This window comes from Fodinibius salinus (assembly GCF_008124865.1).
GTDB lineage: Bacteria > Bacteroidota > Rhodothermia > Balneolales > Balneolaceae > Fodinibius > Fodinibius salinus.
In genome coordinates this window covers 313,893-336,044 of sequence record NZ_VNHY01000002.1, presented here as the reverse complement: position 1 = coordinate 336,044, position 22,152 = coordinate 313,893, and the positions used below count along the sequence as shown (strand labels likewise).

Annotated in this window: 29 protein-coding genes; 2 read left to right on the top strand and 27 right to left on the bottom strand. The window is 45.6% G+C overall.

Translation table 11 applies throughout. The features are described 5' to 3' along the window. Positions 1-34 precede the first annotated feature (34 nt). The 7 genes from LX73_RS06405 to LX73_RS06375 all read right to left on the bottom strand — a co-directional run bounded on the left by LX73_RS06405 (position 35) and on the right by LX73_RS06375 (position 7,290). On the bottom strand, positions 35-1,315 hold the full coding sequence (locus tag LX73_RS06405) for a TolC family protein (protein ID WP_148898661.1): 1,281 nt from the start codon (positions 1,313-1,315) through the stop codon (positions 35-37). Positions 1,316-1,485: 170 nt separating this feature from the next. Then, positions 1,486-1,938: a nuclear transport factor 2 family protein gene (locus LX73_RS06400; RefSeq protein ID WP_148898660.1), complete on the bottom strand. Its 453-nt coding sequence runs from the start codon at positions 1,936-1,938 to the stop codon at positions 1,486-1,488. Positions 1,939-1,946: 8 nt separating this feature from the next. Further along, entirely contained in the window at positions 1,947-3,023 is a 1,077-nt protein-coding gene (locus LX73_RS06395; RefSeq protein ID WP_148898659.1) for a DUF2231 domain-containing protein, read from the bottom strand. 18 nt (positions 3,024-3,041) lie between these two features. After that, entirely contained in the window at positions 3,042-4,247 is a 1,206-nt protein-coding gene (locus tag LX73_RS06390) for a permease (RefSeq protein ID WP_148898658.1), read from the bottom strand. A 136-nt stretch (positions 4,248-4,383) separates the two neighbouring features. After that, a complete protein-coding gene (locus LX73_RS06385; protein ID WP_148898657.1) occupies positions 4,384-4,599 on the bottom strand; it encodes an SHOCT domain-containing protein in 216 nt (71 codons plus the stop codon). Positions 4,600-4,650: 51 nt separating this feature from the next. Further along, a complete protein-coding gene (locus tag LX73_RS06380; protein ID WP_246138181.1) occupies positions 4,651-5,409 on the bottom strand; it encodes a copper resistance protein B in 759 nt (252 codons plus the stop codon). Between the two features lie 63 nt (positions 5,410-5,472). Then, a complete protein-coding gene (locus LX73_RS06375) occupies positions 5,473-7,290 on the bottom strand; it encodes a copper resistance system multicopper oxidase (protein WP_148898655.1) in 1,818 nt (605 codons plus the stop codon). Between the two features lie 156 nt (positions 7,291-7,446). Here LX73_RS06375 and LX73_RS06370 point away from each other — a divergent pair, with 156 nt between their 5' ends. Continuing rightward, positions 7,447-8,166 (top strand): response regulator transcription factor, encoded by a 720-nt coding sequence (locus tag LX73_RS06370; protein WP_148898654.1) that lies wholly within the window; start codon positions 7,447-7,449, stop codon positions 8,164-8,166. 8 nt (positions 8,167-8,174) lie between these two features. Then, on the top strand, positions 8,175-9,605 hold the full coding sequence (locus LX73_RS06365; protein WP_170245604.1) for a sensor histidine kinase: 1,431 nt from the start codon (positions 8,175-8,177) through the stop codon (positions 9,603-9,605). Here LX73_RS06365 and LX73_RS06360 read toward each other — a convergent pair. The 20 genes from LX73_RS06360 to LX73_RS06265 all read right to left on the bottom strand — a co-directional run bounded on the left by LX73_RS06360 (position 9,602) and on the right by LX73_RS06265 (position 22,071). Continuing rightward, positions 9,602-10,243 carry a class I SAM-dependent methyltransferase gene (locus LX73_RS06360; RefSeq protein WP_246138180.1) on the bottom strand — a complete coding sequence of 214 codons (642 nt, stop codon included), beginning with the start codon at positions 10,241-10,243 and terminating at the stop codon, positions 9,602-9,604. The genes LX73_RS06365 and LX73_RS06360 overlap by 4 nt on opposite strands. Before the next feature lie 34 nt (positions 10,244-10,277). After that, positions 10,278-10,889 carry a hypothetical protein gene (locus tag LX73_RS06355; RefSeq protein ID WP_148898652.1) on the bottom strand — a complete coding sequence of 204 codons (612 nt, stop codon included), beginning with the start codon at positions 10,887-10,889 and terminating at the stop codon, positions 10,278-10,280. A gap of 246 nt (positions 10,890-11,135) precedes the next feature. After that, positions 11,136-11,336, bottom strand: coding sequence for a hypothetical protein (locus tag LX73_RS06350; RefSeq protein ID WP_148898651.1), 201 nt, complete (start codon positions 11,334-11,336; stop codon positions 11,136-11,138). Positions 11,337-11,458: 122 nt separating this feature from the next. Beyond that, the gene (locus LX73_RS06345) at positions 11,459-11,776 is read right to left on the bottom strand and encodes a DUF5676 family membrane protein (RefSeq protein WP_246138179.1); all 318 of its coding nucleotides are present in this window, start codon (positions 11,774-11,776) and stop codon (positions 11,459-11,461) included. After that, positions 11,748-11,933, bottom strand: coding sequence for a DUF2933 domain-containing protein (locus LX73_RS06340; protein ID WP_148898650.1), 186 nt, complete (start codon positions 11,931-11,933; stop codon positions 11,748-11,750). The genes LX73_RS06345 and LX73_RS06340 overlap by 29 nt, the downstream gene beginning before the upstream one ends. A gap of 38 nt (positions 11,934-11,971) precedes the next feature. Next, positions 11,972-12,235: an SHOCT domain-containing protein gene (locus LX73_RS06335; protein WP_148898649.1), complete on the bottom strand. Its 264-nt coding sequence runs from the start codon at positions 12,233-12,235 to the stop codon at positions 11,972-11,974. A 129-nt stretch (positions 12,236-12,364) separates the two neighbouring features. Continuing rightward, complete coding sequence (locus LX73_RS06330; RefSeq protein ID WP_148898648.1) at positions 12,365-13,588, bottom strand: MFS transporter; 1,224 nt, start codon at positions 13,586-13,588, stop codon at positions 12,365-12,367. Positions 13,589-13,701: 113 nt separating this feature from the next. Continuing rightward, a complete protein-coding gene (locus LX73_RS06325; RefSeq protein ID WP_148898647.1) occupies positions 13,702-14,538 on the bottom strand; it encodes a patatin-like phospholipase family protein in 837 nt (278 codons plus the stop codon). A 13-nt stretch (positions 14,539-14,551) separates the two neighbouring features. Next, positions 14,552-15,370, bottom strand: a complete 819-nt coding sequence (locus LX73_RS06320) for a c-type cytochrome (protein ID WP_170245603.1) — start codon at positions 15,368-15,370, stop codon at positions 14,552-14,554. Between the two features lie 144 nt (positions 15,371-15,514). Further along, complete coding sequence (locus tag LX73_RS06315; protein ID WP_148898645.1) at positions 15,515-17,044, bottom strand: glucoamylase family protein; 1,530 nt, start codon at positions 17,042-17,044, stop codon at positions 15,515-15,517. 11 nt (positions 17,045-17,055) lie between these two features. Further along, the gene (locus LX73_RS06310; RefSeq protein ID WP_148898644.1) at positions 17,056-17,388 is read right to left on the bottom strand and encodes a glutaredoxin family protein; all 333 of its coding nucleotides are present in this window, start codon (positions 17,386-17,388) and stop codon (positions 17,056-17,058) included. Then, positions 17,385-18,242 carry a restriction endonuclease gene (locus tag LX73_RS06305; RefSeq protein WP_148898643.1) on the bottom strand — a complete coding sequence of 286 codons (858 nt, stop codon included), beginning with the start codon at positions 18,240-18,242 and terminating at the stop codon, positions 17,385-17,387. Before LX73_RS06305 ends, LX73_RS06310 begins: the two co-directional genes overlap by 4 nt. A gap of 39 nt (positions 18,243-18,281) precedes the next feature. After that, positions 18,282-18,947, bottom strand: a complete 666-nt coding sequence (locus LX73_RS06300; RefSeq protein WP_148898642.1) for a methyltransferase family protein — start codon at positions 18,945-18,947, stop codon at positions 18,282-18,284. Between the two features lie 38 nt (positions 18,948-18,985). Then, entirely contained in the window at positions 18,986-20,017 is a 1,032-nt protein-coding gene (locus LX73_RS06295; protein WP_148898641.1) for a type II glyceraldehyde-3-phosphate dehydrogenase, read from the bottom strand. Positions 20,018-20,034: 17 nt separating this feature from the next. Beyond that, the gene (locus tag LX73_RS06290) at positions 20,035-20,250 is read right to left on the bottom strand and encodes an SHOCT domain-containing protein (RefSeq protein ID WP_211359375.1); all 216 of its coding nucleotides are present in this window, start codon (positions 20,248-20,250) and stop codon (positions 20,035-20,037) included. A gap of 166 nt (positions 20,251-20,416) precedes the next feature. After that, positions 20,417-20,716: a DUF5676 family membrane protein gene (locus tag LX73_RS06285; protein WP_148898639.1), complete on the bottom strand. Its 300-nt coding sequence runs from the start codon at positions 20,714-20,716 to the stop codon at positions 20,417-20,419. A 20-nt stretch (positions 20,717-20,736) separates the two neighbouring features. Beyond that, positions 20,737-20,931, bottom strand: a complete 195-nt coding sequence (locus tag LX73_RS06280; RefSeq protein ID WP_148898638.1) for a hypothetical protein — start codon at positions 20,929-20,931, stop codon at positions 20,737-20,739. A gap of 5 nt (positions 20,932-20,936) precedes the next feature. Continuing rightward, entirely contained in the window at positions 20,937-21,152 is a 216-nt protein-coding gene (locus LX73_RS06275; protein WP_148898637.1) for an SHOCT domain-containing protein, read from the bottom strand. Positions 21,153-21,154: 2 nt separating this feature from the next. Continuing rightward, the gene (locus LX73_RS06270) at positions 21,155-21,631 is read right to left on the bottom strand and encodes a DUF4175 domain-containing protein (protein ID WP_148898636.1); all 477 of its coding nucleotides are present in this window, start codon (positions 21,629-21,631) and stop codon (positions 21,155-21,157) included. A gap of 53 nt (positions 21,632-21,684) precedes the next feature. Beyond that, positions 21,685-22,071 (bottom strand): DUF302 domain-containing protein, encoded by a 387-nt coding sequence (locus LX73_RS06265; protein ID WP_148898635.1) that lies wholly within the window; start codon positions 22,069-22,071, stop codon positions 21,685-21,687. Between the last annotated feature and the right edge of the window lie 81 nt (positions 22,072-22,152).

Genomic DNA, 22,152 nt, shown 5'->3' with positions numbered 1-22,152 from the left:
GGTTGTCCTCATTGTTCTGTTTTTCTAAAATGGTTTAAAACTCCGTGCCGGTTAGTGCTTCTATTTCTGCCACCGCTTTTTGGTAATCGGCTACAAATCGGTGGTAATCCAGTCGAAACTGAAACAGGGTCAGCTCGCTGTCGAGAAGGGACAGAAAGTCGACTTTGTTATTCTGATATCCGGCCATCGAGGATTCCAGCGATTTTTCGGCCTGGGGGATGATGCCGGTTTGATATAAGTCGATCAGCCGCCGGTTTTTTTCAAGATTGGTCAATGACTGCTGAAGCATCTGTTCTACGGAGTTTGCTACATTTTGGTAGCGATACTCCATGGAAGACTGCTTGATGCGGGTTTCTTGTACCTTTTTCTGCTGCTTCTTATTGTAAAAGAGGGGAATTTTGACATTGAACATGGCCGAGACAAAATCATAACCCGGCATCCCATTTTTTAGCTCATCCCTTTGGGTATAGGCCACACCAATTCCGAAATCGGGATAGCGGTCTTTCAGGGCCAGATCTACCCGTTGACCACTTTGATTTACGGCTGTTTTCCATGCAGCGAGTATGGGACTGGTGCTATCGGCTCGCTGAACAAGGGTGGTTAATTCGTGTTCCCTTGGTTCCGGTTCTGTAGCTACGGCTTTTCCCAGTTGGGCATCGGCCGGTTCGTTTATGAGAGCATTTATTTGTGCTTGGATACCTTCGCGTTGCTGGCGAAGCTTAAGCTCCCGGTCAATCATTTTGGAAAGTGCTACCTGGGCGCGAAGTACATCTTGTTGGATACCCTTTCCCACGCTATAGCGGGTTTCGACTATTTCCACAAATTCCTTGAGTAGTTCCTGGTTATTGACCACGGTCCTCAGGGCTTGATCTATATAGTAAAGATCGTAGTACGCCTGCTTGGTTTTCTTGATAAGCTGATTTTTTAACTCTTGGTGCTGGTGCAGGGTGATCTCCGAGGTGCTTCTGGCGATGTCTCCCTTCAGGTGCAGTTTCCCCGGAAAAGGGAAAGGCTGCATCAGGGAGATCTGTTTACCGGTCATCGGTTCCTGATCAAGGGCAAAACTGTTAACCGGCAGATTCATGAGGTTTAAGCTGAGCGTTGGATCGGGCAATGCCTCTTGTTGAGAAATTCGGGTTTTGCTTGCTTCCCATTCTCGGTAAGAAGACTGGAGTTCAGGATTCTTGGTTAACACTTTTTGGATCAGGTTATCCAGGACAAGCGTTGAATCACTTGTCTGACCATTTGCTTCAAACGGGGATAACAGCAAAAGAGGAAGGAGTAATAACAGGGGAGCAAAGATGATTTTGTTCATTTTTAATGCTGCGTGTTTTGTTCAATCAGTTATAAAAAAGAGTTCTATGTCTTATTTCTGACTAAACTAACACCAACTTCCTTAAATGAACCTTAAATCAAACGGGGGTTCCCATAAAAAAAGTCCTGCACCAATAATGCAGGACTTGAAGAAAAAGTATGAATTGAGATTTAGTCTCGACTGGCCGAGGACCAATGAAGTGCGGTGATTTTCCAGTTTCCTTCTTCTTTCTTGAGAACTGCCAGTTCGAGACTGTTCAGATCCAATGTTCTATTGCTGTAGGTGCCCCAGGTGTGGGTTTGCGTTGAGACCCAGGCCATATTTCCCTCAATGGTAACATCACGTGATTCATTTTCACGTTTCATGGCACTTAGAAATTTGCCATCCGAGTGGAAATGATGAGACAAATATTCATCCTTAGTTTCGATGTTACCTCCCTCCAGGATTCGGGCTGATTCTGAGAGCAGATGCTTGGCCGTTTGACTGTCGTTCTCAATAATAGCCTGATGGAATGCATCAAGCGTCTTGATTACCTTTTTCTCTGTTGCAGAATCTTGCCCTACGGCAAGGGATGTTCCGACTATAAAAAGTAGAATTACTATGAGTGATATTCGAGTAGACATAATATTGTTTAATGATTATTGAGTTGTGTTAAGGTCACGCGATCGATAAGCACCGTTCCGCTTCCATTCAACCGAAGCCCCACGCTACCGGCATCGGGGGCTTCCCCATGGCCATGCACTACCATCTCTTTGTTGATGTAGCCACGGAAATGCGTGCCGTTGCCAACGGTGCGAATAAACAGCATGCCTGAGGCCGAATAAGATTCTTCGGCAAACACTTCACGATTACCACCGCTAACTCGTCCCTGTGATATGGTGCCATCGGAAGAGAGCATAACAAAATCATAGTTTTGGGCATCCTGCACGTGGTTGACCAGTGAAACATCTCCCTCAAAATTAGACAGGTCCACGTAATAATCGACCTGCACGTTTTGGGAAGTACTTTGCCCTACAAAAAAGTTCGTGGTAGAATCAACAGATAGTTCAAGCAAGTGATTATTGCCACTGTTTACAATCGTTGGCTGTAGCGCTGAAGCAGATCCTTCCAGCCATCGGAATTGAGAAAGCAACGTGCTTACTCCATTGGAACCGATCTCCCACGTCCAGTTGCCATTGTCACTGACCGTAAATGTTGAATTTGACTGTTGTAGACTATCCGTAGAAACTGAGGCATTGCTTTGCTGTTCTACCAGCTGTCCGGTGCCTGCTCCGTACCCAAAGACCATTTCGGCACCGTGGTCGCCTGTTTCATACAGGAAGAACACTCCGGGCAGGGCGATTACAAACAGTCCAATTTTGATCATTCTTTGGTCCATCTTTTGATACCAATGGAGTGCAATTCGTAGCAGGGCATAAATTCCAAAGAACCAGACGGTCCACAACGCCCAGTCGGCGTGTTCGTTCAAAACCGATTGAGCGCCCGAGGGTAGAAAAACACTGTCAGCCGCCAGGGTACCTGTGTAATAGGCGGCAATAGCAGAAACAGCACCAATGCCATAGAGCAGGGTGGTTTTTAGATTATCCCACCATTTGTCTGGCAGAAAGAAGGTTAGTAGATCCATCAGCACTGCCAATAACAGAATCGCAATAGGAAAGTGAACAATAATCGGATGTATATTGGGGGCCCATTCGGGAATTAGTTCCATAGTACGAGGTTCTATTTGTTATAATAGTTGGGTGTAAGCGAATGCTGATATTCCTAACACATTGATGATAATAAATAGGGTAACCGCAAATTTCTTAATCTTGCCGCCGCCTTCCATATCCATCATCTTCATTTCATGTTCCTGAATATATTTTTTGTGGAGCCAGACCAACCCACCGGCGATCCAGACAAATACAAGGTTCATCCAGAATGTGTAGTCAATTTTAAACTGGGTGATTTCTGAGACTACTCGTCTGCTTTCGGGCACGATGTCCAGGTATGTAAACAAACCGTTCAAGATCAAAGCCGTAAGTACAATGCTGACAAACATAACTCCGGCAATATACAGTGCTACGCGCCAGCCGTAGTATTTGGCGTTGATGTGGACCAGGGGTGGCACCATCAGGTCGGAATAGATGAAACCCATGATACCGGCAAAGAGCACCCCGTTTTGATTAAGGACCGTAGCCAGCGGAATATTCCCCATCGAGCCAATGAAGGTAGAGGCAGCCACAAAAGGCGCAATAGCGGCATTTTCCAGCGCTACCAGCCAGTCGGGGAGGTGGTGGGCATCAACCAGGAACAGGCTCGTCCAGAATGATTCGGGCACCAGCACGGCTACAAAGCCGGCAATGGTAAAACCGATCAGGATATCCTCCCAGGCCATCTTCCAGTCGTTGACGAACTTATGGCCGACCAGCTGCCATCCTTCTTTGCTGGTGATGCGCTCTTTCCAGTCAAAATCTTCGGTCAGCCCGTCATCCTCTTGTTCTACTTTCTCTCGTGCTGCCTGTAGCCAGCTTTCGGGATAGGTCCATTTAATGAGCAGGCTACTTATCGCAATAAGGACAAGTCCGCCGATAATTTCCGCAGCTAAAAATTGCCATCCGAGAAAAATGAGAATCAATATCCCCAGCTCAATAACCAGATTGGTAGAGGCAAACATAAAGGCTACGGCGGCGATAAAATGAGCTCCTTTTTTGACTAATGACCGGGCGGCCGCCAGGGCAGCAAAGGAGCAGGACGATGAAGCAGCGCCAAAGAACGTAGACAAAGAAATACTTTTGAGATCCGCGTCGCCCATGTATTTGGTGAGCTCTGTCTTGGGCACAAAGGCCTGGATCATGCCACTGACAAAATAGCCGAGCACAAAGGCCCATCCGGATTTCCAGAAAAAACCCAAAGCCGTTTTTGCTGATTCACCGTAAAGACTTATAAAATCCATAGGTAATAATGTGTATTGAATTTTTGCTTTCAAAGGCAGACGCCCAGTCCTTCATGCTGGGCGCCTGTTATTAGGTTGTAATGGGATCATAGAGAAATTGATTATAATCATTAATGAATAATGACATCAGCTTTAGTCATTTGTGTAATTCTTTTTTACGCTTGTTAAATTCTTCTTCATCAATTTCGCCACTGGCATATCGGCGTTTAAGGATATCCATAGGTGTATCATTGTTCTTATTATTTTGATTGGAGTTCATAAGAGCTCGAACGACAATCACGACTAATGCTATTAATAAAAACCACCATATGAACATCATCCAACCGCCTCCAAATAAATTAAAATCGTGCATAACTCGGTTTCTGAATTAATTTTTATTGATCTAACATACCTGTACTTAGCATCAAAACCACATGCGAACGCCGCCGACCATGCTTAGGTTGCTTACGTGTCCGCCTCCATTGCGTGCCATATCAGCGGTTTCGCCCAGCTTACGCTCCCAGTTGATGCCGATATATGGAGCAAATTCCCGCGCAAACTCATAGCGAAGTCGGAAGCCAAGTCCGATATTGTTGAAGCCGGAGCCGACACCCCATTCAGGTACTTCCTGGAGGGCAACACTGGTTTCAAGCACGGGCTGACCGATCAATCGCTGGGTAAACAATAGGTCATATTCGGCTTCCACAGAAGCAGAAATATTGCCGTTTTCGCTGATAAACATCCCCCCGTCCACGTGGAAGAAATAGGGCGCCATACCTTGGAGGCCGATCACCGCAAAACCTCTGGACTTGTTGCCCCCACCTTCATAGGCTAAGTCGTAGCGAATTCCTCCCTGAATGTCGAAGTACGGACCAATAGCCCTACTGTAAAGTCCCTGAAACTGCATTTCAGCTTCACGTTCGGTGGTCAGCGCTTCGCCATGGGATTTGAACCAGAACTTATTTAAGCTACCGCCCACATAGCCCTGCACTTCCCACATTAACGGGTTGATGCCGCTTACGCTGCGATACTCCAGCTTTTCAGCAATCAGATAGACGTAGGTTTTATCGTCCATCATCAGGTCGTTGCTGAACTCAGGGGCTTTTTGAGCAACAGCTGAGCTGCTGGCGATTACAATGATAGCTAACGTACTGAGAATGAATGTTGACGTGCGTTTAATCATGGTCATTATGTTGCAATTTTGTATGTCAGATAGCATTCGTTCGTTAAGGCTCGCTGGATCTGCTTACGAATAATCCTGTCCGTAAATGCTGCCATCTTCATCGGCCACCTGGACGACGCGGAACATGCCGCGCTCCATGTGATACAGGATGTGGCAGTGAAAGGCCCAGCGTCCTTTGTCGCGCGGCGTAATGAGGGCCGAAATGCGCTGAGCCGGTTGTACGAGCAGGGTGTGTTGCCGGGGATTATACTGCCCGTTGCCGTTTTCCAGCTCCATCCACATGCCATGCAGGTGGATCGGGTGCTCCATCATGGTGTCGTTGACCAGCGTAAGCCGCAGGCGCTCGTTATGTTTGAATTCAATGGGGCCATCCACTTCATGGAACTGTTCCCCGTCAAACGACCACATGTAGCGTTCCATGTTGCCGGTCAGGTGGAGCTCTACGTCCCGCTGCGCATCGCGGGTATCTTTATTGGGACGCAGGCTTTTCAGATCGTTATAAACCAGCACTTTTCGTCCGTCGTTGCCGAGACCGATACCGGGATCGCCGAGCCGGTCAAACTGGTTCTGGGCGATAGCGGCTGCGCCCGGTCCGTGCTTGTCGGGGCCATGCTTGACAGGGAATTTGGAGTCTTTGGACATATCCATGTTGCCATGATCCATATTTCCGTGATTCATATCCCCATGGTCCATTTCTTCCATGTCGTCACCTTCCATATCCATGCCGTCCATCGACATCATCATGCCCATATCTTTCATATCGCGCTTGGGGCGTGGGCGAAGCGCGGGAACCGAGGCTTCCATGCCTTCACGGGGGGCAAGTGTCCCACGGGCATAGCCGCTTCGATCAAGCGATTCGGCAAAAATGGTGTAGGGTTTTTCTTCTTTGGGTTCCACAATAACGTCGTAGGTCTCGGCAATACCGATGCGGAACTCTTCAATAGGCACCGGTTCTACATTTTGTCCATCGGCTGCTACCACGGTCATCTCCAGGCCGGGAATACGGACATCGAAGGCGGTAGTACCGGCTGAGGCATTGATAAATCGCAGCCGCACTTTTTCGCCTTTCTTAAACAGGGCATTCCAGTTGGAGTTCGGACCGCGGCCGTTCATCAGGTAGGTATAAGTTGCACCGGTGACATCCAGCAGATCGGTCGCACTCATGCGCATATTCCCGAACATGGCATAGTCTTTAATGGTGTCGCCAAGACCGTTCTTTTTAACATCACTGAAAAATTCGCCAAGGTCTCGCTTCTGGTAATTGTAATACCCCTCCATTTTGATGTTGTTCGCCAACACGTCGTGGGGATCCTCGAAGGTCCAGTCGGAGAGCACAATGGGGTAGTCCCGATCGTACTCGACCGGATCCTCATCGGCGGGGTCAATGACCAGCGGCCCGTAATGGCCGAGCTGTTCCTGTAGGCCCGAGTGACTATGATACCAATACGTGCCGTGCTGCCGAACCGGATATCTGTACTCAAAGGTTTCGCCTGGTTTGATGCCATCAAAACTGACACCCGGCACGCCGTCCATTTGGAAGGGCAGCAAAATGCCGTGCCAGTGGATAGAGGTGTCTTCATCCAGTTTGTTTTTTACGCGAAGCAGCACGTCTTGACCTTCTTTCAGGCGAATCAGGGGAGCCGGCACCATACCGTTGATGCCAATGGCTTCTCCTCGCTTCCCATCAATCTTGTGCGGCATTTTGCCGATAGTCAGATCAATGACATTATCGGGGCCTTTGGGGGTTAACACATCTCGCTTTTCACTGCCGAAGCCCGCTAATGCGTAACCCGGCAATACGGCACTTGCACCGGCAAAAGCGGCCAGGGAACCGGCACAGCGCAGGAATTTTCGGCGTGTCATGGTGTTGTCTTCACTCATAGCTGGTCTTTGGATCTCTTTTTTAGTGTTCTAACATCTAATTTCAGCATAGAACCGGAATATAACAGGTGAACCTTAAATCAAGCTTAAAACATTTAAGGTTAGAGTCTGTTATTTTGGGCATGAAAATTTTTATTTCATAATGCAGAGTCATTTATGTGGATATTATTAGTGGAAGATGAAAAGCCGCTTGCGGGTAACCTCAAGCGGGGATTGGAAGAGGAAGGGCACGTCGTTGAAGTCATTCACGATGGAGAACAGGCCGAGCTTCAGGGGATGGTCAGCGATTATGATGTTGTTATCCTTGACTGGCGGCTGCCTAACCGGGATGGCAAGCAAATTTTGCAGCATTGGCGCAAAGAGGACCGGACCTTCCCGGTTCTTATGCTGACGGCACTCGGCGACCTGGACCACAAGGTTTCCGGGCTGGATGCGGGCGCCGATGACTATATGAGCAAGCCGTTTTCCTTTGAGGAGCTGCTGGCTCGCGTGCGTGCTCTGGGCAGGCGAACGTCCGAAATTAATGATACCGAAACGGTCTCTGCCGGGCCTATTGAGCTGGACAGCCGAAAGCACAAGCTTAAAATTTGTGGCATCGAACGGCCGCTTCGCCCCAAGGAGTTTACCTTGCTGGAACTGCTGCTTAAAGAACCGGAAGCGGTATTTTCCAAGACGCAGATCGCCGAACGCGTATGGGGATCTGCCTATTACGTGAGCGATAATACGATTGAAGCTACGATTTCGACGCTTCGCCAAAAGCTGGGCGAATCACTTGAGGAATGTGATGAGCTGGCATGGGATGATTCCAATAGCATTATTGAAACCATTCGGGGCGCTGGATACCGACTAAATAGTGAGCTTATTAACAAAAAATGAGTAGAATTGTGAGTAGTATAACGAGCTTTTTTGATCGCCTGTCTATCTCCAAGAAACTGGCATTTTGGTACGGGCTTAGCCTTTTCGTGATGCTCAGTTTGTTTGGCTATTTCTTGTACGAGACGTTTCATAATTCCATTCATCACAATTACGACCGCCACCTTCGCTTTGAAGCTGAGCAGTTGATTCCCTACATCCATACCAAAGACTCACTCTCCATAAATCTTACAGGGTACAGCAGAAATGCTGCACTTGAAAGCGGGGTTGAATACGGCACGTATGTTCAACTCTATAACCAGCATGATAGCCTGATTTACAAAAGTCCCAACTTTGCAAACGTATCACAGCCCTTGAATACGGAGATTCCCGATACGCCCGAGGAGTATTCATTTAGCAGCCAGTGGCAGGATCTTCCCGCGCGAACGCTATTTTATCCTATTAACAATAGTGAGGGTGAGTTTTGCGGATGGCTGGAAGTCACCGGTTTCGAGTGGACGCGGCATGAGGAGGTGAATCGCTTCAAGCGGTATATAATCATATTGATAGTTATCAGTGTGGCGTTTTCAATCCTGGGGGGATACTGGCTGTCCCGAAGAGCACTTACACCGGTGGCGTCTATCAGTGAAGCAGCAAAATCTATTACAGCTACCGATTTGGATAAACGCATTCCGGTCAACTACCAGGTGCGGGATGAGCTGACCGACTTAGCCGAGACCTTCAATATGATGCTGAACCGTCTGCAAAAGGGTTTTGAGCGTGAAAAGCGATTTACCTCGGATGCGGCCCACGAGCTCATGACGCCGTTGTCATCGATGCGTAGTGATGCTGAGATCATGCTCCGTAAACCCCGTTCCAAAGAGGAGTACCAGGAAACGATCCAGCGCATGCTGAATGAAGTTCGCAAAATGAGCGAAATGGTGCATCTGTTGCTACAACTTTCGAGAGTGGAGTCGGTGCACCGATCCAAGCCGGATATTGTGAATATAAGCCACATTGCTGCAGCAGTAGCCGATCAGCACCGGGAAGATGCCGATCGCAAGGAGATTACGATTCAAACCCAGATTGACCCTGACCTGCAGGTACGGGCTCATGGAGCCTATATCGAAGAGGTTATCAATAACCTGTTGGAAAATGCAGTGAAATACACTCCTGAAGGCGAAGTGAAACTGGAATTACAACGAAGCAGCGGCAAAGCGGTTATCCACCTTAGTGATACCGGGGTCGGTTTTGATGAGGAAACGCAAAAGCACCTGTTTGAACGGTTCTATCGCGCGAATGAGTCGGAAGTGCAGGAGCAACCAGGGAGTGGGCTGGGGCTTCCCCTCGTAAAAGCCATTGTTGAATTATATAGTGGAAAAATTAGAGCCTACAGCAAAGGGAAGGGGAAAGGAAGTACGTTTGTGGTCGAATTTCCACTAGTAAATGATACTGAGGGCTAATGTGGTTTGGTAGCTTCAATCTTTTTGAAGATGCCCGTTGCCGTTAAATCCCGAACCTTGTCGATATCCCAGCCCGCCTTTTCTACATTCGAGACGGTTTGTCGTGCGATATGAACCCCACTCAGGTAATGGATGGGAGTATCCAGTGTTTCCATTATACTGGTCAGAAAGGATGCTTCCGGCTTCATATGTTCAAGCAGATGCAACCTGCCACCGGGCTTAGTGACGCGCAGGGCCTCTTTTAATCCCAATATGGGATCAGGCACCGAGCAAAATACAAAAGTGGCTACGACTTCGTCGAAGGTATCGTCGGGGAATTCCATCTGCTGGGCATCCATTTCGCGGAGGGTCACCGAATCATTTATCGATTTCGGCAACAATTTCTTGGCACGTTTCAGCATACCGGGGGAAAGATCAATGCCTGTTAGTTCAACATTTTTAGGATAATACGGGATGTTTTTGCCGGTACCCACGCCAATTTCTAATACTGTTGGTCCGTGGATGTTCTGCCATAGCTTTCGTCGCCACTTTTTATACCATAATTGCTCGACTGGCCACTCCATCAGGTTATAAATAATTGATGTGGTGTTATACCTCTTTTTAGTGAAATGGGTTTGTTTAGGATCCGGATTCATCATTTAATTCGGAGTTATAATCATTTTTCAATTCGGTTTATAACAAGCTAATCACAAAATAGCTGCCGTCATCTTCACTGGTAAATTTTTGCCAGATAATGCCCTGATTCTTGTTAATTATTTCCACAACATGGTACCCGAATCCTTTTATTTTGATACCCAGCACGTAGACGCCGAGATCGACTGCAGAATTAATTTGGTACTGCCCAATCTGCAGGGTATCGTTGGCTACCACCCTGCGGTCGTACATGGTAATTTTACTATTTCCTCCCAAAAAGCCCACCAGCCCTTTATCAATATTCAATGAAAATTCAATAGGTTTCATCTCCCAGTCGGTTTCAGGATTAACAGGATAAAAAGCTTTTTCGTCCTCTACATTCACTTTGATTTGACTTCCTTTTCCATAGTCAGTAAATGGGAAGATGTTTAACAACACTTTTTGTTCTTCAGGTTGACAGGTGTAAATTGTTTTGGTGCTGTCCTGGAGTTCTCCTTGAGCACTATACGAATACAGTTCTACCGGCAGACGGTAATTATCTGCTTCTTCCTCGATGGAACCAACCAGAAGTTTTTGAAAGGATTGGAGCTCTCCCTGTTTGTTGTAATTGCACTTTTTGTACTGGTTGCTGTCGATTTCAAAAAGTAACATCTGCCTGGATTGTTGGGCGTTAGCATCGAGGAAAAATGGCCACCATAACCCAACTCCCACTACAATAACAAATATAAAGTGGCAGCATTTTTTCTTAGTGTTTTTTTTAAGCATTATTGGTTTTGTCGTCCAAATTAAAGATTGAAGAGAGAAACTTTGATCAGAAGTAGGAATCTATTCTTGAGGAGGTAAACTTCCAAACTTCTCATATCATTCTTGATTGAATGCTCACGACAAACGTATTAGCTAATAATTGAAAAAAGCCGTTGTGGTTGCAGATACCGTATTAAGCAGGGGAACAGCGGACAGGGCAGCCAGGGCACCTCCGGCAATATCGAATCCATACAGCAGCAGTCCGCCCAGACCCAGCCCAAGCGAAACAAGGGTAAGTACAAATTTACTGGAGACGGGATAAGGCCGTACTGTCATTTTGTAATCATTATTCATGATATGAAATCTATTTGAAGTTTAAGGCATCCCGTTGAAGCGTCTATAAAAAAGCTGGAGCCGGAAACCTTTACGCAGATCGATTGTATCCGGCTCCTTTGATTGTTGCTTTTTTTTGAATCTCAGGCGGTTGCAGATCCCCACCGTTTGTAGAAAAAATTATAGATGGGCACGTACACCAGCCCGATATAAGCGCCCCAAGCAAAGCTTTCGATTAACCCCAGGAAGAAACTACCCACGGAAATCCATTCGAAGGCGGGAAGCACAATTTCCAGGAACTGATGCATGTGAATGCTTTCGGGGGTTACTAGTCCGTAAATAACGCATAGAATAAAGCTGACCGAGGTAAAGGTACCTGCCGCCCAGCTCACGATTTTGATATTAAGCATAATAGAATCTCCTTTTATTTGGTTAATGATGTTGATGTTTGTTTTTGTCATTATCGGGTTGGTAGTGATCTTGGGACGAACCGTGGCTGTGTCCGTGTCCTCCGCCTTGTTTCCCATGTCCGCCATGACCTCCGTGACCGAACATATGCATGCCCACAAAAAGGATGATGATCAGTATGAGGAACCAGTTTTCAGCTATCCATTCCATTATAGTCTCCGTATTGGTTATTTATATTTTTCTTCATATTACACATGCTTTATTGGTTTTCGCTTCCTCTTTAGTTTGATTTTCTGTTTTTTAAATACCTGTAAATCTTTTTTTAGCTCTTCAAAATCTTCCCGGCTTATTTCGCCCCGAGCATAGCACCGGCAAAAATGATCCATCTGTTCTTTTACCGGATCGGACTTGGTGCGCCGCCATAAAAGGATCAGTATGATGAATCCGGCACCGAAAACGGTCAATAGGAGCCACCAAAACAGGGGGGTATTCCATATCGTATCAAACCACATAAGTGCCTCCTTTCTTGCTTTACATTGGAATTAGGAAAAAGGGAAGCAAACCTTTTCTATCCAGATAATACAATGGGGAGGCTTAAAGGAAGCTTAAATCAGGTGAAATAATCGAGAGGGAAAAAATGATTACAAACTAACTTCCTGATTTTGGTGTCTTCTGATCATGTAAAAAAAGATAATTAGTACCACACTGGAGCATAAAAAATAAGGCAGATGAATATTTAGTGAATACAGACCGGCTCCCAAAAATGACCCGGCAGCAAGGCCCAAGCTGCTTATGGATGCCAGCAGTCCCATTCGCTCACCGACCCTCTGCTCGCTTATTTTACTCGTCAGCGATGCCAGACTGGGGGTGACCAGTGCCATACCCACAGCAAGAATACTCACCACTACTATAATAAGTATAAAAGTATTGACAAACATCAAGAGAAACAGGGCCAGCCCAATCAACAGGTAACCTATAGGAAGCAGGCGCTCCTCTCCCCACCAGTCAATCAGAAAGCCGGTCAGTCCGACCTGGCTGATACTCATTCCCAGTCCGCAGGTCATAAAAATAAATCCCATTTCGAGGACACTGTATCCGAGGGTCTGTTGTGCATGCAGGGCAAAGGTGCTTTCAAACATCGAGAGTGCTCCCTGGGCAATCAGGGCATAGATCAGAATCGGAAGTATCTCACCTTTAGTAATGCTTAAAAAACCGAGATTACTCTGTTGGTAGCTGTTGCTTTCACTCTGAGATGATGCATCGGATAGCCATAATAATACTGCTATCAGAGCCAGCACTGAAAACCCGCCGGCAATTATAAAGGGAACCGTATATGTGTTTGCAGCGAGCAACTTCCAGGACCACCCGGCAAACCAATTGACATCAATAAAGAAGGAACTCAAAACCGGGCCGAAGATTACACCGAGGCTGGCCGAACCACCCGTCCATGCCAGTACTTTTCCTCTGTTTGTTACCGGGCTTAGGTCTGTAACCCAGGAATTGACCGTGGGCAATACGGAGGCTGAAAAAAGGCCCCCGCCTACCCTGAGCATATACAATAAAACCAAGTCACCGGTCCATCCAAACAGGATAAGGGAGAGGGCATAGCCGCCCATGCCTGCGGCCAGTACTGGAGACCGGCCGATGCGGTCGGACCAGCGTCCCCAAAAGGGGGCTGAAAGAAACTGCATTAAAGGGAAAATACCGGTCATTAATCCCACATGAAGAGCCGGGGAAATATTCAGAAATCCGTTAGATTTAGCCGATTGCTCAACTAAAAAGGGGAGGATGGGTAGGGTCAACCCGTAGCCAATCATCACCAGGAACAAGCAGAAAAGCAGGATGGTAATTTCTTTTTTCTCCATATTCCCCGTTATTAGTTTATTTTAAGACGCCTTTGAATAACCGTCGTTTGTACCTCCACAAACCCCTTCTAACGATTCAAGAGGAGATTATGGGGAAGTATTCGAAGGTCTCTTCAAGACTCTTTTATTGGTAGCGGAACGCAGCCAAAGCCCTGTTCCAAAGCTCGTTTGGAAAACCGGTAAGCCTCCTCAATGATCATCTCCGTCTTGCTGAAATCAAGCACGCTGGTTAAGTGAGTTGTGATACAAAGATCCAGGAGATATAAATCCGTATTTTTAGCAATCTCTTGGATGTCATTTCTCAGTTTTTCGTGTTGGTTGACCTGGGCAGTACGAATGATCATATTAAACAATCCATTTACCGTGTTTTTAAACTGGTGTCTGCAATCGCTCAACATGCAATAAATGGTATCTGCTCCCAGCTCGTAAGCTTTGTCTATAGGAATATTGTTGGTGATTCCTCCATCAACCAACTGATTACCATTGATAATTTGCGGAGGAAAATATACTGGTAGGGCACAACTGGCTAGCAGGGCAGGTAGTAATTCTCCGTTATCAATATAGGTAGAACCAGCTTCTTGAAGATCAGTTGCTACTACCGTCAGCGGGATATCGAGTTCTTCAAAAGTATCGACCGGTAGATTCCTTTTTAGGAAATGTTTTATACCTGTGGGTTTGAACAAACTAGAAGCATTGCCCCCTTTCCACAAGAGTTCCGGGTTGAACCGGTAAAGTTTTTGTTCTGAAATCCCTCTCCATAGTTCCTTTAATTGATTTATATCCAACCCAGATGCAATGAAAGCTCCATTAATAGCCCCGATGGAAGTACCGATTATAAAATCCGGTTTTACTCCCTGTTCCACCATTGCTTGATAGAAACCAATTTCAGCAGCTCCTTGGGCCCCACCTCCGCAAAGAACGAGGGCTGTTTGTGGTTGATTATCTCCCATACGGATCAGAGGCTTAATTTTTATTTAGTTCTGACGCACTCCAGGGAGTCGTCCGGTTACTGAATGAATTTGCAACCTCTACCACATCTTGTTGGGAAACGGTTGGATAATCGCCGTCACTTTTTTCCCGAAGATAGGTGAGTAGGGAGGCGATTTCTGCAGCGCTTAACCGGGCCTTGAACGAAGGCATAATGCCCTGATATGTTTGCCCTTGCACTTCAATTTCGCCTTGCAGGCCGTGAAGCAAAATACGAATAGGAGTAGATTTGTCACCGGTGATCCATTCTGAATTGAGTAGTGGAGGGAAAGCGCCTGATACCCCTTCGGCATTGCCTCCGTGGCAGGAAGCACAGTTTTGTGAAAACAGACTTTCGCCATTTAGTAACGTTGGATCTCCCTCTTCATTAAACGGTATTTCGGTAGGTTCATCTAAGTCGGGAATCATCTTTATCATCTTGCCATACTCTTCGGAGAGGCGCCGGTTCATCCGGGCCATATTTTGCTGTCCCATTTGTTGGTGCAGCCGCGCCATCTGCTCGTGCATGCCCATCATCTGGCTATACCACTCACCGGTCATGTGCCCCTGCATATGCCTACCCATTCCTTCGGCCATCATGTTATCGCCCTGCATATGACGGCCCATGTTGCCAGCCATCATTTGCCGGTGGCTAACATCCATCTCACTGTGCATATTTTGCATCTGGCTGTAGAGAGATTGTATGTCAGAAGGCAGAGTGTCCGTTGCACCTTCGTAGTTTGCCAGGAGCATTTTGTAATTAGACTGCAAGGAATCGTAAGCGGTTTCTAATTCTTTCCGCTGTTCTTCACTCATATAGTCAGATCTTCCCATTTGACATGAGGATAGAAAAACAAGGAGACTTATTGTTATCAGAGTAAATCTAATGTTCATTCTATTCATCATAGCTCCCTTCTTTAGTTAAGGTTAATTCACGATAAACTTCCTTTTTAATTGGATTCATAGCCATCCGTTTATAAATCCTGCTTTTTTTAAACCGGTCACAATGTATTTGGAGTCACGCATGAGCTTCCAAATCAAATCTGATCGATGGTTTTCTATCATCAAGATAACAGGACCAAGATTGATACCATAATGGTAGGAAGAGGTCCACCCATCATTGGCATTTTGCCCATTCGGATAGCTCAGGTTGAAACTGCACCTGAGACAATATTTTCCTGTCACCTGGGGATATACGTCTTGAAAATGTTGAATTGTTGGTAGTACAATTTCCGGAGTGAAGGGTAGAGAGGCAACTACAGCCCACGGGGCAACCGTGCCGTCATCGGGTCCGTAGGGAGCACCACGTGCCACATAACCAAAGAAGGATCGCTCAATACCGTTTACTTTTTTCGTGGTCCAACCAGGACCATCACTGGCTGTTATTCCCCAGAAATTTTCTCCGTAGCCTTTAAAATCCAAAGGATTTCGTATGGCATATTCTTGCTGGACATAGGTAGCCCGGCGGCTGTTTTCAAAATAGTCGATTCCTTTTTCCTGCATAAAAGCATCCTGGATCCCACGAAAATCGATCCAGATGTAGGAATAATGGTGGATGAACAGCGGACCTCCGTAAATAAATTCATTGCTATATATCTTCTTCCATTCATAGGTGGAGGTCCAGGCTTCGTAGCTTTCCTTCGGTAGTGGTTGGGACGGAGAACCGAGTGCAAGAATGTACAGAAGTGCGGCTTCATCGTATCCTTCCCATCGGTATGGCAGGAAGCCATTCTCTGGTGTCCAGCCATGGGTGATTGTGGGCTCACCATTGCAAGCCCATTTCCAATTTACGCGATGGTAAATGGCATCGGTCAGGGTACGTATTTCTTGTTCGTCTTCACTATCTCGATCAAAAAAGGCAGCGGCCGCAAGCATGCCAGCCAGCAGGATACCGGTATCGACTGTTGATAGTTCACACTTGCCCACGCGTTTACCCGTCTTCATGTCAAGAAAATGGTAAAAGAACCCCTTATAGCCGGTCGCGTCCGGGGCTGTGCTCTGCTCGCTATTCCAGAAAAAATGCAGGACTGCAAGGGTACGCTGTATTGCGTCGGTTCGTGACATCCATTCGCGATTTACGCCAACCACATAGGCCCCCATTGCAAAACCGACCGATGCTATACTGGCGGGTGCCCCCAATTGTGAATTGTCTGCTACCAGCCCGTTATTCGGATTGGTTTCATGCAAGAAATAATCGAAAGCGTGGTGCTGTAGCCTATCCAATCTTTTACTATCAAAGTCGGGAGGTAGTTCGTGTTCTGGAGGTGCCTTGTCAAATCGAATATTTTCTGATTTTTTGCTGAGCTGCCGAAACACTTCTTCGGTTATCCTCTGGGTAGAAATGCCCTCATAGAGTTTTCCTTTTATAGAGCTAATTATTTGCTTAACCACTTTGGAATCAGCACCGGTAGCAACTAGCATACGGCGAAGCTTGCTTTCATCAAAAGGCTCCTGCTTTCCGGAAGATTTTGTGACGTTTATCGTAGCCATAGGTAAGGTGGTTACTGATGGTCTTGGACTGGTAGGGTACCATAATACTTTTGGTCAACCTGTTTTCGCCATTGATATCGATCTAACATACTTTTGACTTTCGAAATTGGGGGTTTTTCATGATAAGTTCCATTTAAGAAGAGTACAGGTAGAATCAAGGGATTTCCCAGTTCAGATATCAACGCTTTTGCTTGCTTGGTATCAAAGCGTAAATCGATAAACGTAAATGTTTGTTGTTTGGCCCGAAGTAAATTGACTAATTCCTGGAGGTATTCACACCATTTCTTGCAGTAGATGATTAATTTAGGATCTCTTTCGGCGTGTTTATCAGCTGAATCTTTCATTTGGTTACTTCATTTGAATTGGTATTACAGATATCCTGAGCTTCCTTAATCACTTGGTTCTTCTTGCGGTTGTCCAAGCCCATGTTGTTTAAGACCTTTTCATCTTCACATAGCTGCTGGCAGAAAACGATATCTTGTTCAAGCAGTCGCTGTTTATCTTTTTTACTAAGGGTTGAAAGACAAGTAATAGGATGGAGATTCACTTTGCTAATAAGGTCTTTAAGTCCCTTATCTTGTGGATAGTCCCAGCTTAATAGTTTAAGACCGATACAATTGCCATACTGCAGGGAATCCTTGGTAAATCGAGTATTGGTTACCACCCATCCTTGGTGTTGCTTGTCTTCGTGACCGGGCTGGCTACTCCAGTTTCTTTCCACATCCTTGAATCGCGATTGAATGTAAAGAGGGACTTTCACATTACATTTATGCCCTTTTCGGTTGTGAAATTTGCATTCTATCATGAAATGCTTGTTATCCTTCTCAGCAATCACATCTATTTCATGGGATACACAGTTGCCCTCCACAACAATTCCTGTTTCAGTTTGGTACCCTAACCTCTTAAGTAGTTCGCCAACAAACTTTTCAAAGGGGTAACCAGTAGGTCCCAGTTCCAATAATGCTTCCTTTAATTTATATCGCCCGGCGGAACGGTTTGAATGTTGCCGAAGCTTATGAAATGCTTCTTTGTAGATCTTTTTTGTGGAAATACCATCATACAGGATATCGCTGATTGCATTTGCAATTCGATCAATAGTTTGTTGGTCAGCACCTGCGCTTTTAAGTGAGCGGCGAAGTTTATTTTCATCAAATAGTTCTTTTTCTCCGGATGCCTTGGTGACTGTGATCGGTGCCATATTTAGACCATTATTGGATTGAAAAAATTATAAATTTTATTAGTCCGTATTATCAAGAGTATTACCGGACCGTTGAATAAACTGTTTCCAGTTGCCTTTCGCCGGAAGGAAGGCCGGCACGTCTTGTTTGTACTGGAGATACTCTTCACCAAACTCTTCAATTACTTTCTTCTCTTCCCTTCGGGCAAGCAGGACATAAGCGAAAACGATAACCGGGAACAGGCCTACGGAAAATATAGTCGGCCAGTGAATGACCCCCTCTCCAAAAAGCCCGATAAATAATCCGGTGTATTGGGGATGTCTGACCAGGCTGTATAATCCGTCGGTTGCCAGCCTGTTTTCCTGCTTGGCATGGTAAAGCTGACGCCAGCCCTGGATAAAAATTCCGAAGCCAATAAAAAGCAGGATATAACCCAGAATCATTGAGATCATCATGCCGGTCTGCCCCATACCTAATAATGTGGACCAGAGATTGGCATCCACAGACCCGCTGTCAATTCCCAGGAATCGTGCCATCAAATAAATAGTAAGGGGAAAGCCATACATCTCTGCATACAATGCAATGATAAAGCCTTGAATTAACCCGGCTCCCGCCCACTCCCGCCAGGTTTTGGGCGCCATATACTTGTATAACAGCCAGGAAGCAATAACGATAACAAAAAGCGCTATAACCCAGGCTCCTGAATGTTCAATTCCTCGTTCCATGTTACAATTCCTCTTAATTTGGAATGTATGTTCATTGGTTAAATAAACCGTTGGGTAATACCCAGTGATCGATTTGTTTTGTCTATCGATTTTTCCGGATTGGATTCTATGCCGGTCAGTGCTCGAATGGCATCGATGGTTTCGGGAATTACAATGGCCTGGTTATCAACCAGGTAGGCGTAGTAAAGCTCGTCTCCCTCCACTTTCAACATATCTTCCCATATGGCCACCTCATACATATCCCCATGAGGGCGGCCAATATCCAGCATTAATTCCTTTACCGTATTATTCGCTGATAACTCGTCATCCATACGTATAAAGGCGGTTCGTGTTGAAGTACCGAACGCTTCGAGGATTTCTTCTTTATTTGTTTCACGCTTCAGTTGAACGGTCCAGTAATGCAGATGGGAAAGTGTTTGCGGCACTTTTACAGCGGCGGTTACTACATCCAGTTCGGGATCAACGCTTTGGGCATCAGGACCTTGATGGCTGGGAATTTCCGGCTCTGGCACCAGTGTATTCATGATGCCGTTTTTGTGGCTTTCCCACGGATCAGTGGCTCGACGGAGCAAAGTACCACGAGCTTTTTGTAGTAAATCCGCACGTTTCAAGGCTGTAAGTGTTCGTATGATGGAGGTGGTATTACAGGATACCACACGGGTTGCTTCCTTTCCCAAGGCGGTTGCATAGTTCGATTCGGCACTGAAAGAATGTCCAGTAGTTTGATGCTTTTCACCACCTTGTACGATATATTTCACGCTCGCAAGTTTATATTTTTCGGCATTTTGAGCACCAAACTTTTTTGGAGCACAGTCTACAACTGCATCGGCACTATCAAGCAGATCATCAAGATCGCCAGCTATCTTGATGTTTTTACTGGTCATCAATTTTCGCCCTTCTTCGGTATTGGCATAGATGGAGTATCCTTTTGATTCAGCTGATTGAATTCTCCAGTCGGCAGCTACATCTCCAATACCAATAAGCTCCATATCATCCTGTAGGTCCACAGCTTCAGCTACTCTTTTCCCGATTACTCCATAGCCATTGACGGCAACTTTTACTTTCTTCATAGGTTTGGCCTTAAATATTAATTGTTTTGTTTTAAGATTTTTTTCCGTTCCTCAAACTCTTCCCGTTCAATTTCCCCACGGGCAAACCTTTTCTTTAATATTTCCATGGCATTCTCTTCCAGTTCTGTGTTGGGTCGATACGGAATGACATTGAAAACCACTAAAAGGATAATACCGACTACGATGATCCACCATATCCAATGCATTCCAATAAAATGATGATCGTAGAACATAATCTTGATATTTTATTAACAGTTGTAATTGCAGCAATTACTGCAATTAAGTTATATCTAAGATAGGTAGAGGAGCCTTAAGACAACCTTAAAATAGAAGGTAATTTCAGTCTATCCTTTAATTTAGTCGACTATTAAAATGGGTTACAGGTTCATGGCAACCATTTCATGATGGCATGCCTTCCACTTTTTCATCCTCACCCATCCCAATATTATATATGGCCGCGATCAATGCGCCGACCAGCCAACCCAGAATAAAGGTTTGGATAATGCCGAATAGTGCGTCCAATGGCGGGACACTCATGCGAATAATGGGTTCTACATCCAGTCCATGCAATAGGCTGTTAAAGAAGAAGATGGTTCCTTCTCTTCCCACTGAGACCATCAGGATAATGCAACCGATATAAAGAACGGCACCGGTAGCACCAACGGCCATTCCTAATTTTTTAATACTTAGCGTTTTCATAGTAACCTCCGAATTTAATGTTAGTGATCTTGATGTTTGGATCCTTTTCGGTGGTGGCCAATCATCAGGATATGGCAGGCAAACATCGCTGCGACAAATAGAAAGATGGTTATGTTACTGCTCAACCCCAGAAGAGGAGCAAAAAACAAGAGCAGAAGTGGTACTCCACATCCTATGATCATCCAAAGGGTATGCTTGCTCATCTTCTTACTCATGATAGTCAGTTGGTAGAGAGTGATTGTTTGAGTCGGTTAAACTCTTCTTTCGATATCTCACCGGTTTGTAGGCGTCTCCGGTGAACTTCGATGGCCGCATTTCGGATTTCAAGCCGGTGCTTTCCGCGCAGTGCAAAGTACCAGATCAAAAGAGAGACCCCGGCTAGCAGGATCCAGAGCACCGGGGCCCAATGGGTGTTAAGAGCGTTTAGCCAGTCCATAATTAGTTGTGATGTTGCTGATGGTTATTGCCGTTCATGCCATCTTTTTTGTTCATCATTCCTTGGCCGTCCATCATGCCGCCCTGCATCATCTGCATGCACATCATATGCATTTTCATCATGGATGAGTCGCCCATCATCTCCATCATTTTGGAGTGGTCCATTGTTTCTCCATCCATCATAGACTGCATCATTTCCATATGTTTTTGCATGCGCTGCTTCATTTGGGGATTATTTTTCATCATTTCCTGCATGTTGCCCATCTTCATGTCGCCGTCCATGTTTTTCATCATGTGCTGCATCATTTTTTGACGCATTTCAGGATTTTTGGCCATATGCTCCATCATCATGGATTGCATTGAGGAATCCTGCATCATCTCCATCATTTGTTGCTTCTTCTGTTCCATATTTTTTTGCTGGGCAAAACTCATAGTGGCAAAAAGAAGAATCAGTGAAAGTGTAAGTGTAAAACGTTTCATAATAGTCACCGTTATTGTGGTTAATGGGATTGAAAATTCAGATCAATTATTATTTATAAGTTGTTAATTACTTTTTCGAGATTGCTCTTAACCTGCTCGGCAATGGGTTGCAACCCGTTATTAGAAACAGCTTGCATGGAAGCGACTGGGTTTACCGCTGATACTTCTACGGTACCATCTTCATTTTCTTCCACAATGACGTTACAGGGCAGCATTACACCGATCTTGTCTTCTGCCTGCAGTGCTTGGTGAGCAAAGTTGGGATTACAGGCTCCCAATATTTTGTATTTCTTGAAGTCTACATCCAGTTTCTTTTTCAGGGTGTCTTTGACATCAATTTCCGTCAGCACGCCGAACCCCTCTTCTTTGAGAAGGTCGGTCACTTTTTCGATAGCCTGTTCATAGGTCAGGGCGACTGTTCTTGAAGTAAAATATTCCATAGTGTATTTGGTCTTTTAAGATTCAATCGGTTTTTATGTTCTACTGTAATATACAGTGACCTCCCTTAAAGCAACCTTAAA

What these genes read in the sequence shown, in the direction of transcription:
- LX73_RS06375 (WP_148898655.1), bottom strand. Translation starts at nt 7,290, where the DNA reads ATGAGTGAAGACAACACCATGACACGCCGAAAATTCCTGCGCTGTGCC.
- LX73_RS06385 (WP_148898657.1), bottom strand. Translation starts at nt 4,599, where the DNA reads ATGCACGATTTTAATTTATTTGGAGGCGGTTGGATGATGTTCATATGG.
- LX73_RS06325 (WP_148898647.1), bottom strand. Translation starts at nt 14,538, where the DNA reads ATGGGAGATAATCAACCACAAACAGCCCTCGTTCTTTGCGGAGGTGGG.
- LX73_RS06330 (WP_148898648.1), bottom strand. Translation starts at nt 13,588, where the DNA reads ATGGAGAAAAAAGAAATTACCATCCTGCTTTTCTGCTTGTTCCTGGTG.
- LX73_RS06335 (WP_148898649.1), bottom strand. Translation starts at nt 12,235, where the DNA reads ATGTGGTTTGATACGATATGGAATACCCCCCTGTTTTGGTGGCTCCTA.
- LX73_RS06395 (WP_148898659.1), bottom strand. Translation starts at nt 3,023, where the DNA reads ATGGAACTAATTCCCGAATGGGCCCCCAATATACATCCGATTATTGTT.
- LX73_RS06390 (WP_148898658.1), bottom strand. Translation starts at nt 4,247, where the DNA reads ATGGATTTTATAAGTCTTTACGGTGAATCAGCAAAAACGGCTTTGGGT.
- LX73_RS06405 (WP_148898661.1), bottom strand. Translation starts at nt 1,315, where the DNA reads ATGAACAAAATCATCTTTGCTCCCCTGTTATTACTCCTTCCTCTTTTG.
- LX73_RS06380 (WP_246138181.1), bottom strand. Translation starts at nt 5,409, where the DNA reads ATGATTAAACGCACGTCAACATTCATTCTCAGTACGTTAGCTATCATT.
- LX73_RS06355 (WP_148898652.1), bottom strand. Translation starts at nt 10,889, where the DNA reads ATGTTACTTTTTGAAATCGACAGCAACCAGTACAAAAAGTGCAATTAC.
- LX73_RS06320 (WP_170245603.1), bottom strand. Translation starts at nt 15,370, where the DNA reads ATGAGTGAAGAACAGCGGAAAGAATTAGAAACCGCTTACGATTCCTTG.
- LX73_RS06265 (WP_148898635.1), bottom strand. Translation starts at nt 22,071, where the DNA reads ATGGAATATTTTACTTCAAGAACAGTCGCCCTGACCTATGAACAGGCT.
- LX73_RS06275 (WP_148898637.1), bottom strand. Translation starts at nt 21,152, where the DNA reads ATGGACTGGCTAAACGCTCTTAACACCCATTGGGCCCCGGTGCTCTGG.
- LX73_RS06290 (WP_211359375.1), bottom strand. Translation starts at nt 20,250, where the DNA reads ATGTTCTACGATCATCATTTTATTGGAATGCATTGGATATGGTGGATC.
- LX73_RS06285 (WP_148898639.1), bottom strand. Translation starts at nt 20,716, where the DNA reads ATGAAAACGCTAAGTATTAAAAAATTAGGAATGGCCGTTGGTGCTACC.
- LX73_RS06350 (WP_148898651.1), bottom strand. Translation starts at nt 11,336, where the DNA reads ATGAATAATGATTACAAAATGACAGTACGGCCTTATCCCGTCTCCAGT.
- LX73_RS06370 (WP_148898654.1), top strand. Translation starts at nt 7,447, where the DNA reads ATGTGGATATTATTAGTGGAAGATGAAAAGCCGCTTGCGGGTAACCTC.
- LX73_RS06300 (WP_148898642.1), bottom strand. Translation starts at nt 18,947, where the DNA reads ATGGAACGAGGAATTGAACATTCAGGAGCCTGGGTTATAGCGCTTTTT.
- LX73_RS06340 (WP_148898650.1), bottom strand. Translation starts at nt 11,933, where the DNA reads ATGGAATGGATAGCTGAAAACTGGTTCCTCATACTGATCATCATCCTT.
- LX73_RS06270 (WP_148898636.1), bottom strand. Translation starts at nt 21,631, where the DNA reads ATGAAACGTTTTACACTTACACTTTCACTGATTCTTCTTTTTGCCACT.
- LX73_RS06400 (WP_148898660.1), bottom strand. Translation starts at nt 1,938, where the DNA reads ATGTCTACTCGAATATCACTCATAGTAATTCTACTTTTTATAGTCGGA.
- LX73_RS06345 (WP_246138179.1), bottom strand. Translation starts at nt 11,776, where the DNA reads ATGACAAAAACAAACATCAACATCATTAACCAAATAAAAGGAGATTCT.
- LX73_RS06305 (WP_148898643.1), bottom strand. Translation starts at nt 18,242, where the DNA reads ATGGCACCGATCACAGTCACCAAGGCATCCGGAGAAAAAGAACTATTT.
- LX73_RS06295 (WP_148898641.1), bottom strand. Translation starts at nt 20,017, where the DNA reads ATGAAGAAAGTAAAAGTTGCCGTCAATGGCTATGGAGTAATCGGGAAA.
- LX73_RS06310 (WP_148898644.1), bottom strand. Translation starts at nt 17,388, where the DNA reads ATGAAAGATTCAGCTGATAAACACGCCGAAAGAGATCCTAAATTAATC.
- LX73_RS06360 (WP_246138180.1), bottom strand. Translation starts at nt 10,243, where the DNA reads ATGATGAATCCGGATCCTAAACAAACCCATTTCACTAAAAAGAGGTAT.
- LX73_RS06315 (WP_148898645.1), bottom strand. Translation starts at nt 17,044, where the DNA reads ATGGCTACGATAAACGTCACAAAATCTTCCGGAAAGCAGGAGCCTTTT.
- LX73_RS06280 (WP_148898638.1), bottom strand. Translation starts at nt 20,931, where the DNA reads ATGAGTAAGAAGATGAGCAAGCATACCCTTTGGATGATCATAGGATGT.